We start from the raw sequence: 17312 nt of genomic DNA, 5'->3' as shown, positions 1-17312 counted from the left end.
GACATTTCTTAGTCCTCGAACCGTGCTTGGCCACCGAGCTTCGAAACATTTTCCGTCACCTTGGTAACTGCCTCGGTGGCGATTCCATCGGACGCGTCTACCTCGAAGTTGATCCTGAGGTCAAAAACGTCTGCTTCTGGGGTGTCCAGGTAGCGAAGAACCGCCCGTTCGATCAACGTGATTTGTTCGCTCAGGTTTCTAGATGCGTCAAGCGGGATAAACCCGCTGACATGCGTCTTGAGTTCCTGGGGCTCGGGATCGGGTTCGGGGTCGTGACCCTTCTCCGGCGGTCTGCTGCCTATTTTTGCCAGCCGCCTCATCTCTGCTTCCACGTCCGCGGCCCGGCGGGCACTGCCAGCGTCCTGCAGCAGCGCGGTTAGGAGCCTTCTACTGGACAGAGAGGATGAATAGTAGAAATTCGACCCGTCGCGAAACGTCTCATGGTGCTCCACATCTTGCTCTTCGCTGAAGCTGTTTGAACGGACAGTGCGCAGCGACAGACACGGGATGCACTTGGAGCTTCGCCTGATCTTTGACTCAACTTGGTGGAGGAAGGGATACAGGGAGCTAATGGCCTCCGCTTCCGTTTCCTCATCTTTCTCGTGTTCGAAGGCGCTGAAAAACTCCACCTTCACTGCCTGAAGCTTCCATCGGTCGACAAGGGGCTCCGTGAGCTCCGGGTTTCCGGTATAGAGCACTGGGACCTTGGCGGACTTCAGAAGGAACTGATAGGTGTTTTCGTCTTCTGCAACAGTCGTGAACTCCGCCGCATATCTGGTGGTGGACCCGTCCGATTGTTGGACCAGGAACTCCGACGGCCTACGAACTCCAAGTTTTGCCAGTAAGCCATATAGCTCATGAACGCGCCCACACGGAAGCTTCTTTTCGGCCAGCGGCAAGGCAAAGCTCCAGTTGACGGTCTCGACGGAGTTCGGCAGTTCAAGCTTTTCTGCGTGCTCTGGCCCGGGATAGGGCAGGAATCCCACAGGAATCCCCTCCACGGCGCCGGCGCAGTATTTGACGTCAACCAAGTCCAGCCGGGTTTGAAGGACACCGTAGTTCCGCACCCACCAAATGTCTGGCCCATCGATGACCTGGGCAGTCTTGTAGGCGCTGCTGAATTCCACCTTGGACTTGTACTGGCTATTAGAGAGAATCCTCTGCGTGACCTTTTCGCGTGTGCGGATGGATGCCTTGGCCAGCAGGTGGAGGCCGGCAGTGGCCATTGCCGGCCTGAAGCGAAGCGATGCTTCTGACACTGGCACGGGTGAAGTTCTTGATTCCGCGGAAATCCTCGCGGCCTCCGCTGCCTTCCAGAAGTCGTACGATGGCCCGTCCTTCATGGTGGCGGGCTCCGGTAAGGTGCTCCTCAACCCCAGGTTCTTCAAGAGGTTGAGATCCTGTCGATGAAAGAGATCGTCGACGAGAAGATATTCATCTCCGATGCTGCCCGTCGGAATCAGGCCGTTAGGCAGCCATACATCAGCGGTCGGACGCCAGCGTCCGTCTTTCGATCGAACGCGGAGTCTATCGACATCAAGCCTGTCGCCAATGATAGACAGCATCTCCGGAAGCGGGAGGGCCCTTGACAGCCTCCAGAGAGAGTCGGCGGCACCTTCATCCTCGTAGTCCTTTGCCACTTGTCGGGCTATGCGATCGACTTTGCCTCTGTCATCAAGGGCTTGGAAGTCTAACGCCCGAAGGAGAGTGCTGACGTCACCGTGGTGCAGCAGCTCATAGGAAACGAGGTTATCTCCTTCGTCCTGTTCGTCTATGGGAAGAAACGCTTTGGTCGTAATGGGCGGCCGCGTGCTGCCATCACGCATGAGCACAATGCGGCTCCTGCGCATGGCGGCTTGGTGGTCCGGGTGACGCTTCTCTATCTCGACCGCGATGCGGAGAGCATTTTCGAAGTCATCGAGCCTCCGGCCATGTGTGATCTCCTCCAGCCATTGCTCAACTGGAGCTCTTCCCTTGTTCGCTATACCCAAGAGTCTTCGCACCATAAGCCTGCGTTCTTTGGTGGCCGATGCTGAACGATGCAGCCACGGCCGATCAAGCCCTACCCAGCTGTCCCACATTTCCTCCAGGCGAGTCGCTTCATCCAGGTCTGGCGGGAAGAACAGATCGGAGATGGCCTGAAGCTCCCCTGCCCTGTCAGGCAAACAGGGGACGGCCGACAGCGCAGCGAAGATGGGCTCATTAATGACAGAATCAGCCCACGAAATGACCTCCCGTCCACGTGCGGGAAGGAAATCTAAATACCCGGCAGGATCAGCCGCATCACGGAACGTGGCTAACGCCCCCGCGACCATCATCGGAACGGTTTTCTGAAGAATTTCCTTGTTGTAGAGCGTGTGAAGCATGCTGTGCCGGTCTTCATTCATTTTGAAGGCCGCGTTCACGATCCCCCGGAGAGAGGTCGCGTGGCTTGTGGGAAAGTAGTTCCAAAAGGTGCCACGCGCACGACGCGGATTCCCCGCGATGGGTACCGCCCAAGTGACTTCAACTGATTCTCGAGCTGCGATCGACCCTGCCTCTGCGGCTGCCATGAGGCCGACCTGATGCCTATGCCGGAAAATCCGCCATTCTTCCTGCGATTCGCCGTTTTCCAGGATGACGTCGGACCCATCGCGTCGTGCGGACCACGCAGTGAGAGTTCCGTCAATTCTGTTGTCGAACTCAAGGGACCCAATGTTTTGCGAGAAAAGCAGAAACTCGTGTGGGAACGTGCGCATCTCCTCGGTCAGCCATGCAGCCTGCTGAGCCAACGGGAGCTTCACGACTGTCGTAGCCCAGGACATGAGTTCGCCAAGGACAGGATCGGATGCTGCCGCTGCAGAAGGATCGACAGGGGTCGCAATTCGCAGGACTGGATACGAAATCAGCCCGGGGTACAAGGGTTCCAAGAGTTCAGTACTAAGCCGTCTGTCCCACCCCACAGAACCGCTTTTACTAAAGATCTGAGGGGAGTCCGAAATCTGAATTACAGACTTGAACCCAAGCCCAAAGCGCCCAATCTGGTCATCCCTCTTTTCAGAAGAATGCGAGAGCATCAGCGTGCGATACCCAGCTTCCGTAAACGGGGAACCTTCGTTCGCGCAGTAGAGCGCTCCGTCGGTTAGTACAACCCGAACCCGTCCATTTGGGAGATCGACGGCATCTGCGGCATTCTGAATCAGCTCATTCAACTGTTTGCGGCCGTACCCACTCTGGGTGATCGCTTGTTCAATGTTGCTGTGTTCGCGGACCAAATCTGGATGGGCTCTGTACGCATTCAGCGCTTGGAGTGTCTCACCTGCCACAAAACGACTCAGACCACCCTCCGTGTCCGCCCAAGACTCGTATGGCAAGTTTGTTCCCCCAAAGGATCCGTGACGGGGCTTCCCAGGAGCGGAAAACCCTGTATTTGAGCGCATAGAGCAAGTTGCTGACTGCGGACGAGCACGCCTAATGCGAGACGCTGCAGCTTACTCTACGGCGGCGAGACCTCGCGCTTCCGCAACTCTGCATGAAACTGTGCTGCCAAGAGGTTCCCCAGGTGGCTTGCGAGCTGGACGGGTACCGCGTTACCAATCTGGCGAGCGACGGAAGTCTTGGAACCTGCCCATTTGTAGTCATCCGGGAATCCTTGGAGCCTAGCGGCCTCAAAGTGCGTAATGGCCCGATGCACGCTCGGGTTCGGGTGAAGATACCTACCCTTTTCGGGCTTGAAGAACTCGGTCCGAATCGTCACCGAAGGCCGGTCGTTGCGGAGCCGTCCCATGACATCGCCGGATCCCGTCTTATGAGTCTTCCAGCACTCAGCCAGAAGTCGAGTGGGGATGTTGAACCGATTGCCCCCACGTGGGATCTCTTTAAATCTGTCAAGCGAGAGTTGCGTGTAGTTCCGAGTCACATGAAGGTCTTGCATGCTATAGGGGCCCGGCATTTTTTGCCCGTTGTACTCGAAGGAGACTTGGGGGAACTGAGTTTCGACTACGTGGGCATCGATGGAGGCGAAGGCTTCTCCGACGGTGCGATGCCGGCCGCCGAAAGCACCCTCTGGTTTCGGCACTTCCGGCAGCTCCCTCAGGCGGCCGATGACGATGCTCCTCACGCGCGATTGGTAGGCACCAAAATCAGCGGCGTTTAGAAGGTATGGCTGCAGAATATAGTTTTCGAGGGGCTTCCCCGGTTGAGTCCAACGTTCGAATTCTTCATACTGCGCCGACTTCAAAAACTGTCGGACGTTTTCAACGACGAAGTACTTCGGCTTGGCGGCTATTATGGTTTCCGCGTATTTCTTCCATAGAAAATTGCGTTCGTCCAATACATCCTGCTTGCCCAAGGCCGAGAAGCCCTGGCAGGGCGGCCCCCCGATGATCACGTCGGCTTCAGGTACGCGGCCCTCTGCAAGCCAATCTTCGATCTTTCCTGCGTAGACCCGCTCAGCCTGGTGGTTAAGGGCGTACGTGGCAGCGGCCTGTTGGTCATATTCAACTGCGACGATGGTCTCGAACTTTCCGGTGGACTCAAACCCTTCGGTCATTCCGCCTGCACCAGCAAAGAGATCAATGAGTCGTAGTGGTTTGGCCATGTCTAGGATTCTAGCCGGCTACACAGCGTAGACCGTAAACGAGCACCAATTCGCGGCAGCGCGTCAGAGAAGTTTCTCTTACAGGACCGGGGCGTAGGCGTGTCGTCGCCTTCCAACCGGTTCGGCGCGCCTGCCCCATCCGCGTCGCGGCTGTTGCACCGCCGTCAATGCATCAACTGACCGGTTGAGAGTCTCCGTCCACGAGAGCACGTCCCGGGCTGGCGGTCGAAGGCCCGTCACGTCGCTGGCCAGTGACGCTAGGCCCACAGAGGTCGAGATGTCGCTTTCGAATCCAAGCCGATCCCCTCTACCGTTCTGATGGCAACAGGTCAGCTTCGACCGCGAGCATCCACTCCCCGTCTCCGAATCGGATCTCAAACAACAACATCCCGCTCGAGTCAGTGCCTCGTGGTCGGGCCTCAAAGTAGGGCCACCCTTCTCTGGTCTGGGCAACGGCATCCCGCGTTTGAACAGCATGAAACCACCCCATTGGCTGGATCTGACTGTCACCCGGCACGCTTCTATTCCTTACCTCTCCTCAGCACCACTACGGTTGGCTCCGTACGCCACGGCCGAAGTCAGGCCGCGGAGCATTGGACCAACGACCACCAGATTCTCGTTCCCAGTTCACCGTGGTCATTCACATAGGATCGCATGTGCCTCCGACACATGACTCACAGGCGGAGCAGACCGCATCGGCGGTGCTTTTCATCAGAGGATCCGGGTCACGAAACGTCCGCGCGTCCCCCTCCTAACTGAGTTTCCGTTTTATGGTCCGGGGATGAGACTCAGTGATCCCCCGTTTCCGTATACCAACTTCACCAGCCGTGCGTTCTTCATGCCTGAGATAGAAAGCTCTGCGGCCGAGGAAGTCTTCCAGGACATTCACTCCAAGATCGTCGGCCGGCCAGCGTCCACTTCGCGCATCCAGCGCTTGAAGTACATCCGTGACGGCCGACCCTACATCGCCGAAGTAGGCGATGCTCACCATAGAGGAGAGAAGTTCGTCATGGCCCTGCTCGGACCGTGCATCGAACATGGGGATTACTACATAGTGACAGTCAGGCGCGGATACCTGGATCCAAGGACCGCGATGTCTATCCGTGCCAGCGAAGTACGCAGCCTCGACCAATTTCTGTGACCAATACCGCGGAGTGGTGCTGTCCCGGTTCCTTGGGTACGAGATCCGCAGAGGCGAATCAGGCGGCGATTGTAATTGGCATGGGCAAAGGTCAACGATCAGTATTTTGGCTGTAACTGAGTGCCACAAAGCTCCTTCAGCCGGTCTTGGGATCGCCCCATAGATCCAACCGACTTCTGCTGGCTCGCCGTAAATGCGCCGGTGCCATCAAGGTCCTCGAAGCCAGCGGTTATCGTGAGAACGGGTTCGGCGACTGCCTCGTGCCACTTTGGGGCCGCCGCTTTCAAGTCCCCTATAGCCGTGTCCGAGTAACCGCCGCTAGTAAGACCCAAATATTCCTGGTAGGAAGCTCTAAGCGACGTTTCATGGCTTGGAGCGCAGCTGACCAAAACAAGCGTGAGGGCAACCGCAGCCACCGGCACGAGTAGGTGGGGTGGGCGCGTCATAAGCCAAGAGACCGCTTCAAAACCTAACTCGGCATATCCCACTTCCTTGGAACCAGGACACCTGTTGGTGGGTCACTCGCTAACCAAGATTTGGTGTGGTGGTTGCTACGTGTCGCAGCAGTGCCCGTAAGGGATCCCTCAGCGGGCACCTGATACTCGTGGGTAGGAAGAAGTCTGGGCACAATTGCTTCATGTACACACGTACGGCATTCGCGAGCGGAAGAGGCCGATGAACCAGGAACGTCCGAACGAGGCCATCGCGAAGCAGATCGTTGAGCGGGTGATGGGGATTCAGCTCGAGCACGCGGACACCCACGGCGGAGTCGATTACATCTCCACGGATGGCACCGCCGCCCTCGAAGTTACGGCTGTCACTGACGGCGAGAAGCAGGGCGCTCGTGACGCGCTTTCCAGGTCTGCGGCGAAGGGCTCTCCAACGACGAGATTGCAGGGCTGCTGGATCGTGTTCGCCGCGGACACCCAGTCACGGATGAAAACCTTTGTGCAGCGAGTGCAGCCGGCGATTGCGGAACTGGAGCTCGCGGGCGGGACGTACTTCGACGACCAGCCGGCAGCAGCGCACGTTATCGAAAGGGGTGAACTTTCGCATATCTACCGGCCGCTACTGGATTCAGGCGTCGAGAGAGCGGTTTACGCCCCGCATCGGAACCGCCAGGACGATCCGGATCACGTTCACCGTCTTTGGGTCAGCACCGGAAGTGGCGGCTCAGTGAGCGGCAGCGATGAGTCACTTGACCGGCTGATGGAGGAACTCAATAAGAAGACCGACAATCCGACCAAGCTGCGTGCATCCGCCGCCCAGCAGCGCCACTTGTTCGTGTGGCTAAACGACGACACCTGGTACAACATCGCCCGCCCACTTAGCCGTGAGGCACCTTCTTGGGCGGACGAGGGATGGGGTCTCCCCACGACCGAGCCGCAGCTGGATCCCGTCATTACACATTTGTGGGTCGTGCACGCTCGGTCCCTCCTGGGCTGGCTGTGGGACGGCGAAAGGTGGCGGGAGCTGCGAGACCCCGAGGCCGCGCCAGCGTAGATCGGTGCGTCCCTTGCGGTCACCGGCAGCCGACGAGTTTCCAGCGCTGACCGCGACCAGCGGTCGGCACTGAGTCGCTGCACAGTATCGTCCCACTTCCTTGGAACTGGGACACCGTTTGGTGAGACACTCCTGCGCCATTCGATCCGCACCTGTCAGTTTTCGAAGTCGTCTGCACGAGTGACGAAGCCGTCTGCACCAATTGTCTGCGACGACTGCGGTTATTTCAGCTGTAGGTTCCACGGTTCGCAATAGGCGGGCACCTAGACTCCCTTCCATGCGCGAATTCGACATCACCTTCAACTACAAGGTCGACTGCCCTCCAGGAAAGGACCCGGACTCCCATAGTCCGCTGCTCAAGGCTGACCATCAGCTGCTCTGGACCAAGCAGCTATGCGACGGGGAACTGTTCAAAGTGCAGGTCCCGGCAGAGCCAAAGGAGCGTCGTAAAAACTACCTAATGTTCGAGCAGACCCCCGACAAAAGGTTCACGTTCGGCAGTGACGCCATCACGAACTCCTACACCAGGTGGGGGAAGCCGAGGAACTTGGTCGAGGCTAAGGCCGAGTTGAGCGAGGAGCAGAAGCGCCGCTATTTCAACCCGCCGTACACGATCGGCAGTGCCATGATCTGGCCCGTCAGGAAAATACACCGGCCCACCCTAAACACCGCCAGGGGAATGCGACTACGGATCGCGGACCGGATGGACCTAACTCTGGAATGCATCCGGCGCCACTACGCTGAAGAGCCAGGCAGCCCCCTCGCCGATGTCACCTCTAACTACGCGGACTTCTTCAAACTCTTCTGCACGTTCAAGCAGTTCGTGGAGTTCTTCCACCTCCAGGACCTCGTGACGCCGGAGGGAAAGATCGACTTCTTCCTAGAGGAGGACGAGAACTTCAAGCGCCCCGGCGTCCCGACCACGAAGGACGAGTACATCAGGGTTCGGGAAGCCTCGCTGAAGTTCATAACGCTGCGGGGCAACCGGATGGCCGACTGGGTCGGGAAGAACCACCCCGACATTAAGGTCCGACGGCACTAAAGAGGGTGTCCCACTTCCTTCACGCGCTCTGGCTCACAACGGCGGCGCTACTCCTCCCTATTTCAGGTGTTCCTTCACGAATTGTCTGGCTTGAACCGCGTCCAGCGACATCCTCTCCAGCGGAGTGGAGCCGTACTGAGGATAGGAAAGTCGGTACCGCTTGGAGGCCGACTCGATGCCCTCCCAGGTGTAGCTGAACAACCACGGGCCCGGTAGCTCGCGGAGCACTCGGAATCGGGTGGCGTCCAATTGCTCTAGGTATCCTGTGTGCACCAGAGCCCGTGCCATCTGCGAAGGTATTTCCGTCACGCCCAAATGCTGGAAGGATGGGATGCCGCGTTGGTTACCGGTGTGATAAGTGAGGTCAATGATTGGGCTCTGTGTCATGCACGTCACCTCTGCGGGAAAGGCGTCTAGGCCTAGACCCATAAGAGTATGAAGCCGGTGCCTCGTGCCGGTGTCTATTCGGTACAGCGGCCCGTAGAGGCCGGGAATCTCACACAGCTGGATGCGGTCCATTTTCTGGAACCATTGCTCGTAGGAACCATGATGGAATCCTTCCAGCAGCCCATTCATGATGTGGGAAAAGGACTCCGGCCGGTTGTTAACGACTCCCCACCGGAGTTCGTGGTCCACGTGAGCGATAAGGCTCAGATCCGCATCGGTGCTGGCGTACTCTCGCGCGGAAGTCTCTGCGCTAAACACATAAGAGAACGGGACAATGGGGCGGGACTGGTTCAGCGTTTCCCATCGCGCGTCCAACCATAAGAGGGCATCTCCTCCCTGCTCTTCGAGGATTGCCGTACACGCTGAGTCGAGGTGCTCTTTGGTGTCAGAAGTGGGACTCACTATTGCTCCATTTCTCAGTTTGGACAGTCATTTGGACCTTACTTCACGGAAGTGGCAGCGATTTTCGAAGACCATGGAGCGGGACAGGTTCTAGTGGAACATCCTCGGCGGGAGTGCCCGCGCTTTGAGTACAGGGGGTACCCGAACTCGCGTGCACCAACGACCAAGAGACCTTCGCGTTGCGATAGGGGCAACACGCCACACGTTTTTCTCGATCGGCGCAGGGGAGTCCCACTTCCTTAGAACCGGGAGACTCAATGTGGGACACTCCTCCGTCGCACGGACGTCGGTTTCAAAAATCGCCTGCGCGGAATGTCAGAAGTCCTCTACACGCGCCGGCCGCCGGGCACCAAGGCCCGTACACGTCGCGCCCGCCCAAGCGATTCCTGCCAAAGATGCGTGCGATGGCCTCCCTCTGCCTTTGCTGCTCGCGTTCACTGTGGACAGGGAACGCCCGACGGATCGCGATAACCTGCCAGCAGTCATTCTCTCGGCGAATGGCCAGGAGGAGGGATGTACGTGAAGTATTGGTATGCGATGCAGGGACACAACTTCAAGGTCGCCATGGAACAAAAAGCACTGTGGACATGCCCTCGAGGTGGAAATAGAACATTAAAGGAAACGCGTAGCATCATCTTCGAGATGCAGGCCGGTGACATCGTGTTCCATCACGCGAAGGGTTACCTCCGAGCCGTAAGCAAAGTGACCGAAAGCTACAGAGACTGGGAACGACCGCCGGGGTACAAGCGGCGGTCTGATGAAGGTGACACAGGTTGGCGGGTCCGCGTAGAGCCCATGAAGACAGGGCTGCGCCTCCACTACACGGAACTTGCCCGATTGATCGAGGTCGGCCGCCCTGGGCCGCTCAATACCCCTACCAACCCTTACCTTGGGTTCCTTTCTCGGTTGACGGAAGCTGACGGTCTCTCTCTCCTTTCTGAGCTACAAATAACGCTCCCCCTTCCAGACTCCGGGCTGTTAGGGCGCTCCTCCGACTATTGGGATGATGACGAAACCGACGGCTCTACATGGAGCACCATCCGCAAAGAGCAAGGCCACCTGCGAAAGCACCTTCTCAATGGACGGACGGCAGCTCCCTGCTCTCTCTGCGGCTCGGAATTGCCGTCCGGTTTGCTAATAGCGGGACACATCAAGCCCCGGAGCAAATGCAGCGAGCAGGAGCGCCGGGACTTTCGCTCAGCAGCGATGCTGATCTGCAGTCTTGGCTGTGACGCCCTCTTTGAATGGGGATATGTGGTCGTCGGCGCAGCAGGTGAAATCCTGCCGGGGGCTGCAGCCGAAACTCAGCCCCTCACCAACGCCATCGCTCGGCTTATTGGCCGTCGATGCTCCGCTCATAACGAGCACACGGCAAAGAACTTCGCCGAACATAGACAGATGAAACTGGTTGCATAACGCACGCGGCCTCGCATATCCGCCGGCGCCGCATGCATTCTCAGCTTCACGGGGCAGCATTTGTGAGAGAACTAAGAGCGGTCCCGGGGAGAGCGCCAACCAGCCAGTCCAGCAAATCTCTATCACTCAGCTGGAATGAACCTGCCCATCCCAAAAATCGAACAAGGACTGTTCTGTTGCAGATTTGATTTCCGTCAGTCTTGACAGCAGAAACTGCTCTTTGTCGGTTAAATATGTGCCTGACTTGATCTTATTTAATAAATCTTCAATGTTCTTCGTGAGCATCTCAACACAGATATTGGCTGCTTCATTGAAGCCCTTCTCAAATGAAGCGTCGGAATGCTCATATGCAGCTCTTCTCACACCTTCTAGCGCGACTCTTCCTACGCCGCCTAGTAAGTCGCGCGTTACATTTTTCTCACTCAACATATGCTCCCCGTGCTCGTGGTGGACGATGCCGCGTCGATCAACTCTAGCGTCGGATGTGGACAGGGGGATACTGACCCAAGGGGCGTCCCGCTTCCTTGGATTCGGGACGATCGTTGGGAGCGAGCGACGATAGAGAGGATCCCACGGGCTTTTGTGCTGAGGTCTTGTCGCTGGGCTCTCTCAGACGTCACTGATCCGCTTCGCGACCAAAGCGGAGAGACTCGCTGTTATGGATTGTTTCACCCCGCAAGTTACTGTTTCGAGGGGCGTCGTCTCAATCCACGTGTATCTCCACCCCCCTTTGCCGCTTATTCCACCATCTCGCCCTGGTATGCGACTCGACTCGCCCCGCAGCCGTGCTCCATTCAGGGATATCAGGCAGAGCTCTGGATGGGGGTTCCAGACTTCGCCCGCGGCTCGTGCAGCTTCCGCCTCCGCTACGGCCTGCGCCCTGTCCGGTCCGAGGATCCACGCCTGCACGATTTCCTCTGAATACGTGTCGCGCATGGGTTCAAGGTGTTCTAATTTCCACGGAATTTCACCAGAGTCGAGAATCTTGCCAGTACGCATTTCAGTGTGCCATTGCCGTTGGTGCCAGCGGGGAAAGCCGACATCGGGCGCAATTCCACTATTGATCAGAGTCTCTATGGCCTTGCTCCCCAAGGTCTCTTCACTGTCAGCAGCCGGCGCCTCGAAACTCTCGTTTACTGAATCTGGAAGCCATACATGCCGTCCGCTCCGCACCCTAGCGGGGTCCGTATTCCGGCGTGGCCCAGTGATCACCGTAACCGGCGATGATCCTGGATATTCTTCGTCTACCTCCCGCAGGATGGCCTCTCCGGCCCCGTCCCGCATTTCCAGAATCATCCATGAGTGACGCGCCACATTCTCGTGCCAATCCTTGGCTGGCCGCGATGCATGCTCAGAGTAGAACGACTGTGCCACCGCGTGGAAGGCGTCCAGCTCTAGATGGCCGTAGCCGATAGCGTTGTCCTCCCCATCGAACAAGAGAGGTACACCAGCGGTTGCGCTCAACTGCACAGCTGACATCGACGTGACGATATCTAAGAAAGTGAACGACGGCTCGGGTTGTTGGCCGGCCTGTGCAACCTTGGCCTCGAAGTCGAGCCGAATCCGTTCCCATTCCGCGCCTGAGATGGTGAAGCTGTTGAGTTCAGGTGGTAGCGAGAGCTCCCATCCGCTCGGTCGACGTTCTGGCTCAGCAGGAGCTGCCGGGTCATCGGCTGGCCAAAGGTAGACACGGCCTTTCCGATTAGCAGCGACAATCACCGCAGCGTCGCAGAGGTCAGACGCCAACTGAGCAAAACGAGAATTGGGCATTCCCAGCATCTTGGCCAACGACGCTTGGGCACTGCCCGGATCTACCTCAACACACTCTCGAATGCTTATGTAGGCATCCAGATTCTGCTCGAGCGATTCTGCGATTTTGTGAGCCCAAGGATTTCGTTCACCGTCAGACGTGGCGATGCACTCTGCCAGACGGGATACGTCACGCGCCAAGCACACATCGCCATGGATCCCAATAAACGGCGCAAAATCAAGTATGCGGTCTCCCTGGCGCCCTTGCCCATGCCTCTCCGCTGCAAGCAATGCAACATTAGTGGCGTTCCGAAGACAACTCAGAGCCCGAGCCGTATCCGCTGAACTAATCGCCTCATGAGCCTCTCGAATCCACTGAAAAATCTCCGCTCCATGCAGTCCTAGTTCTTGGTTCGTGTATTCCCTTTTCAACTTGCGCCCTCCCGGAACAGTCAGTGAAACCCGAAGACCGGTCGGGATCCAGCTCTACTATCTCAGCCCGGCGGAGGATTCCATCTCCTGGGAAACGGGACGTTCCGGGTTCTGCATAGCAGGATGGACTAAACCGGCCGACCTCTTGTCTGGAGCTCGGAGTTCGATGAGGCCTGCGCTCCCCTTGCCGGAAGCGTCGGTAGCCTCTGGCCACCCGAATCCCGGTTCTTGAGAGGAATGGAGGCAAGCAGGCACCCAAAGTCTGCTGCCCTCGTAGTACCAGGTGGTGCTGGTGATCACAGGAAGAGAGGGCACCACTTCATATCGTGGCCCACATCCTTGGAACTGGGACACCCTTGACGGGACACTCCCTCGCGGATCTGGATCCGCAGCAGACCGCGCAATCCGGGTGTCCCGGATGTTGTTCCAAAACTCCCGACTCATTCGCACGTCACAGGGATAACTTTCGGTACGGTTTAGGCATGGAAATTGGTTACGCCCGCGTGTCAACGGTGAAGCAGGACCTCGCCCGGCAGCTGGACGCCTTGACCGCCGCTGGCATCGAGACGGTCTTCTCGGATAAGAAGTCCGGGGCCACCACGGACCGCGTGGGGCTACAGGACGCTTTACGTCATGCCAGGGCCGGTGACGTACTTGTGGTCCACACCCTCGACCGGCTGGGACGGACAGTGCGGGACACACTAAACCTGGTCCACGAACTAAAGGAACGCGGCGTCGGCGTTCGAACGCTGGCTGATCCCCTGCCTATCGACACATCCAACCCTGACAACCCCATGGCGCAGCTGGCGGTCGTCATGCTGGCACTCTTCGCGGAAATGGAACGTACTTATGCGGCCGAACGCGCCTCGCATGCCAGGGCGGTGGCCTCGGCCAACGGGCGGCGTACGGGACGGCCTTCCGTGATCGACGCGGATAAGCTGGAACACGCGGTTCTGCTGCGGGACAAAGGCTTGTCCATGAAGGAGATTACCGCCAAGACGGGGCTGAAACGTACCACCCTGTACCGGCACCTTCCACCACGCTCCCCCGCCACCGACCTGGTAAACACTGATGCCGTTTGACGCGAACACAGTGAGTTTCTCCCTTGCTCACGGGGGAACGCTGGTTGTGGCATTGCTGATGTTTATTGGGCAGTTGCCGCGGCGGGGATCTTCTGATTCTTGCCGGCATCACTTGGCTGACGGCGTACATCATCCAGGGAATTGCACGATCATTCAGCAGACCCGACCCTCAATGAGAATGGCGCCGGCCCAGTCCGCCCCCCGTTCACTCAGGGCCGCCGACCCAGGCGGGTCCGTAATCGACTTAGTGTAGGTGACGACGACACGCACGAAGCGTGCGCGAGTCTCGCCGATGCTGACGTAGGCCCACGCTGTGAGGTCGGGAAAGCGAGGTGAAGCGTGGACAGACGCCGGGCCCTACAAGTCACGCGTGGGATCCGGCCCGGACGGCCTCGGCCCAGGATCGGGCACAGGGCTTGGCCCAGGAAACGTCGGGTCGGGAGAGTCGGGCGCAGGCACAGGGGATGCCGGATCCGGAGAGTCGGGCAGCGGCCCGGGGTCTGGCGGAAACGGGTCGGGTTCGCGTTGCGGCGGAAGAGTCATGGACTACCCCTAAGGTCTGGCCCTAAAACGGAAGGAATCCCCAGACTAAGTCCCCGGGCCGGGAAAGGACAGGGGTCGAATTGACTCGTGGGAATACCGCCGCTTCTACGCCGTCCTCGTCGCCGGCAACGCCCCGGTTGTCGATCATTATCCAAACGGACGGCATTGCAGGGAAAGCGCCCGGCGGGCCTTAGCTGCCTGTTTCTTCAGGATCCCTGCGTGCCCTTTTCTCCTCCGGCGTGGCGCCTTCCGCGTCGGGCACCAGATCCGGGTCAACAACAGGGGAGAAGGCATCAGCGGGAACTTCGTTCCCGTCAGGTCCCTCGTCGGGATCAGAGGGGCCGTTTTTTGGAATCTCACTCATCTGCACACCGTAGGCTCGCACGTCCGCCCTGTCCACCTACGTGACCTCGGGAAGTGAGGGGGCGATCGAGCGGCCCAAATGAAAACGTGCTCCAATACGCCGAGGAGGCGACACCGAGGTTTCAGGTGACCGGGACGCCGGCGGGGGCGCATGAGGGGGACGTGATGCCCGGCCGCGCGCCGGTTGAGGAGAGCGCGCGGCCGGAGTCCGTGGATCAACGACCGCGCCGGGGTCGTCATTTCGAGGCTTTTCTCAATGTCCTCTTCGAACTGAGAACAACCTGAGAGCCGTCTCTCCGCGGTAACGCCTCCCACCGGCCGGATCGGGGCCTGGCGGTGTGTCGCCGCGGCCCAGGAGGAGGTAGCGCATGAGGTGCGCCAAGGGCTGCCTTCGGACCCCTCGAAGTAGGCGTGCGGGATGACTCCTGTGGTGTCCCGGAGTGCCAGGAGGATGGCCGCGATGGCGTTGGGGGCTGCCGGGCTTTCGGCCCGCGGTATCCGTTGAGTTCGACGCCCTTGGCGTCGAGCGAGCTGTCGAAGTTGGACGGATCGATGATGTCGATCTCGACAAAGGTGATGTCAGCGGTTCCGGGCACTGCGTTCTGGCCGCGCTGGTCCCGTTCGTGCCAACTAGTGCAGTCCGCCGGCGCCGCCCGGCATGCCGGCCTTGATCAGTTCCATGACTGACGAGTCCGCCAGGGTGGTGACATCCCCGATCGGCCTGTCCTGCGCGACATCTTTGAGGAGCCGTCGCATGATTTTGCCGGACCGGGTTTTTGGCAGCTCGGCGACCACCATGATTTGCCGGGGCCGGGCGATTTTGCCGATTTCCTTGGCTACATGTTCGCGCAGCTCCTGGACGACCTCCGGTCCGCCGTCGCCCGCATCGCTGCGCAGGATGACGAAGGCGACGATGGCCTGTCCGGTGGTCTCGTCAAGGGCGCCGACAACGGCGGCTTCGGCCACCTTCGGGTGGGCGACGAGCGCGGATTCGATCTCCGTCGTCGAGAGCCGGTGTCCTGCCACGTTCATCACGTCGTCCACCCGGCCGAGAAGCCAAATATCCCCGTCCTCGTCCTTCTTCGCGCCGTCCCCTGCAAAGTAGAGGCCCGGGAACCGTGACCAATACGTCTCCACGTACCGGTCGTTGTCTCCCCAGATGGTGCGCAACATGGATGGCCAGGGTTCCCTGAGGACCAGATAGCCGCCGGAGCCGTTGGCAACCGGTGTGCCCGCGTCATTGACGACGTCGGCCACGACCCCGGGCAGTGCCCTCATGGCGGCTCCCGGTTTGCCCGCTATGACTCCCGGGAGCGGACTGATCATGATGGCTCCGGTCTCGGTCTGCCACCAAGTGTCCACAACGGGCGTTTGGCTGTGCCCGATGTTCTCGCGGTACCAGATGTATGCCGCCGGGTTGATCGGTTCGCCCACGGTGCCGATTACGCGCAAACTCCTGAGGCTGTATTTGGCCGGTATTTCGGCGCCCCATTTCATGAACGTACGGATGGCGGTCGGGGCACAGTAGAGAATCGAGACTTTGTACTTGTCGATGATTTCCCACCAGCGGCCCTGGTGCGGGGTGTCCGGCGTGCCTTCGTACAACACGGAAGTGGCACCGTTAGCCAGGGGACCGTACACGATGTAGCTATGCCCGGTAACCCAGCCGATGTCCGCGGCTGTCCAGAAAATATCGGACTCCGCCTTGAGGTCAAAGACCGCCCAGTGGGTATAGGCGCATGCCGTGAGGTAGCCTCCGGTGGTGTGCAGGATGCCCTTGGGCTTGCCCGTGGTGCCCGAGGTGTACATCACGTACAGGGGATGTTCGGCGTCGAAGGCCTCGGCGTCATGATCGGCGGAAGCCAGCGCAACCGATTCGTGCCACCAAATATCGCGGCCCGGTGTCCAATCGACCTCCTGGCCCGTGCGGCGGACCACCAGGACGTTGCGGACGTCCGGGCAGTCCAGCAGGGCCTCGTCCACGGCTGACTTCAACCCGCTGGCCTTGCCGCGGCGGTAGGCGCCGTCGGAGGTGATGACGATCCGCGCGTCGCAGTCGTGGATCCGCGTCCGGAGCGCGTCCGCGGAGAACCCGCCGAACACGACTGTGTGCGGCGCCCCAATTCGTGCGCAGGCCAGCATCGCCACGACGGTTTCCGGAATCATCGGCATGTAAATGGCCACCCGGTCCCCGGACACGACGCCCAGATCAGTCAGCGTGTTCGCCGCCTGGCAGACCATGTGGGTGAGCTGGGCATAGGTGATCGTGCGGGTGTCCCCGGCTTCGCCTTCAAAGTAGTAGGCGACCTTGTCTCCGCGGCCGGCAGCTACATGCCGGTCAAGGCAGTTGTACGCGGCATTGAGCCTGCCCCCGACGAACCATTTGGCGAATGGCGGATTAGACCAGTCCAGGACCTCACTCCACTTTTGGGACCAGTCCAGCCGCTCCGCCTGCCGCGCCCAAAACGCCAGCCTGTCGCCGTCGGCTTCGTCATAGTCCGACGCCGCGGCGTTGGCCTGCGCCGCAAAGCCGGCGTCCGGGGGAAAGCGCCGCTGCTCGTGCAACAGGTTTGCGAGGGTCTCATCCGATTCTGGGTCTGCGGGCATGGCCTG

At 59.4% G+C, this 17312-nt stretch carries 12 protein-coding genes; 5 read left to right on the top strand and 7 right to left on the bottom strand.

Annotated elements, in window-relative coordinates; translation table 11 throughout:
* Positions 1 to 8: 8 nt before the first annotated feature.
* Together AC1DDO_RS16575 and AC1DDO_RS16570 are read right to left on the bottom strand one after the other, a co-directional pair.
* Entirely contained in the window at positions 9 to 3419 is a 3411-nt protein-coding gene (locus tag AC1DDO_RS16575; protein WP_476972278.1) for a sacsin N-terminal ATP-binding-like domain-containing protein, read from the bottom strand.
* 56 nt (positions 3420 to 3475) lie between these two features.
* Complete coding sequence (locus AC1DDO_RS16570) at positions 3476 to 4579, bottom strand: DNA cytosine methyltransferase (RefSeq protein ID WP_476972277.1); 1104 nt, start codon at positions 4577 to 4579, stop codon at positions 3476 to 3478.
* 781 nt (positions 4580 to 5360) lie between these two features.
* Here AC1DDO_RS16570 and AC1DDO_RS16565 point away from each other — a divergent pair.
* The 3 genes from AC1DDO_RS16565 (at position 5361) to AC1DDO_RS16555 (ending at position 8265) form a co-directional block, all read left to right on the top strand.
* Positions 5361 to 5720, top strand: coding sequence for a hypothetical protein (locus AC1DDO_RS16565; protein ID WP_476972276.1), 360 nt, complete (start codon positions 5361 to 5363; stop codon positions 5718 to 5720).
* Between the two features lie 675 nt (positions 5721 to 6395).
* A complete protein-coding gene (locus AC1DDO_RS16560; protein ID WP_476972275.1) occupies positions 6396 to 7223 on the top strand; it encodes a hypothetical protein in 828 nt (275 codons plus the stop codon).
* 277 nt (positions 7224 to 7500) lie between these two features.
* Complete coding sequence (locus AC1DDO_RS16555) at positions 7501 to 8265, top strand: DUF6994 family protein (protein WP_476972274.1); 765 nt, start codon at positions 7501 to 7503, stop codon at positions 8263 to 8265.
* Between the two features lie 57 nt (positions 8266 to 8322).
* Here AC1DDO_RS16555 and AC1DDO_RS16550 read toward each other — a convergent pair whose 3' ends face one another.
* On the bottom strand, positions 8323 to 9114 hold the full coding sequence (locus tag AC1DDO_RS16550; RefSeq protein WP_476972273.1) for a hypothetical protein: 792 nt from the start codon (positions 9112 to 9114) through the stop codon (positions 8323 to 8325).
* Between the two features lie 519 nt (positions 9115 to 9633).
* Between AC1DDO_RS16550 and AC1DDO_RS16545 the strand changes: the two genes are divergently transcribed.
* Positions 9634 to 10530 carry an HNH endonuclease family protein gene (locus AC1DDO_RS16545; RefSeq protein ID WP_476972272.1) on the top strand — a complete coding sequence of 299 codons (897 nt, stop codon included), beginning with the start codon at positions 9634 to 9636 and terminating at the stop codon, positions 10528 to 10530.
* Between the two features lie 126 nt (positions 10531 to 10656).
* Here AC1DDO_RS16545 and AC1DDO_RS16540 read toward each other — a convergent pair whose 3' ends face one another.
* Positions 10657 to 10959 (bottom strand): hypothetical protein, encoded by a 303-nt coding sequence (locus AC1DDO_RS16540; protein WP_476972271.1) that lies wholly within the window; start codon positions 10957 to 10959, stop codon positions 10657 to 10659.
* Between the two features lie 180 nt (positions 10960 to 11139).
* Positions 11140 to 12711, bottom strand: a complete 1572-nt coding sequence (locus AC1DDO_RS16535) for a hypothetical protein (protein WP_476972270.1) — start codon at positions 12709 to 12711, stop codon at positions 11140 to 11142.
* Positions 12712 to 13193: 482 nt separating this feature from the next.
* Between AC1DDO_RS16535 and AC1DDO_RS16530 the strand changes: the two genes are divergently transcribed.
* Positions 13194 to 13793, top strand: coding sequence for a recombinase family protein (locus AC1DDO_RS16530; RefSeq protein ID WP_476972269.1), 600 nt, complete (start codon positions 13194 to 13196; stop codon positions 13791 to 13793).
* A 733-nt stretch (positions 13794 to 14526) separates the two neighbouring features.
* Here AC1DDO_RS16530 and AC1DDO_RS16525 read toward each other — a convergent pair.
* Positions 14527 to 14700, bottom strand: coding sequence for a hypothetical protein (locus AC1DDO_RS16525; protein WP_476972268.1), 174 nt, complete (start codon positions 14698 to 14700; stop codon positions 14527 to 14529).
* A 629-nt stretch (positions 14701 to 15329) separates the two neighbouring features.
* A complete protein-coding gene (gene acs, locus AC1DDO_RS16520) occupies positions 15330 to 17306 on the bottom strand; it encodes an acetate--CoA ligase (protein WP_476972267.1) in 1977 nt (658 codons plus the stop codon).
* Between the last annotated feature and the right edge of the window lie 6 nt (positions 17307 to 17312).

It is taken from the genome of Arthrobacter sp. 10N43 (assembly GCF_056394525.1).
This window is presented reverse-complemented; position numbering and strand designations above follow the sequence as displayed.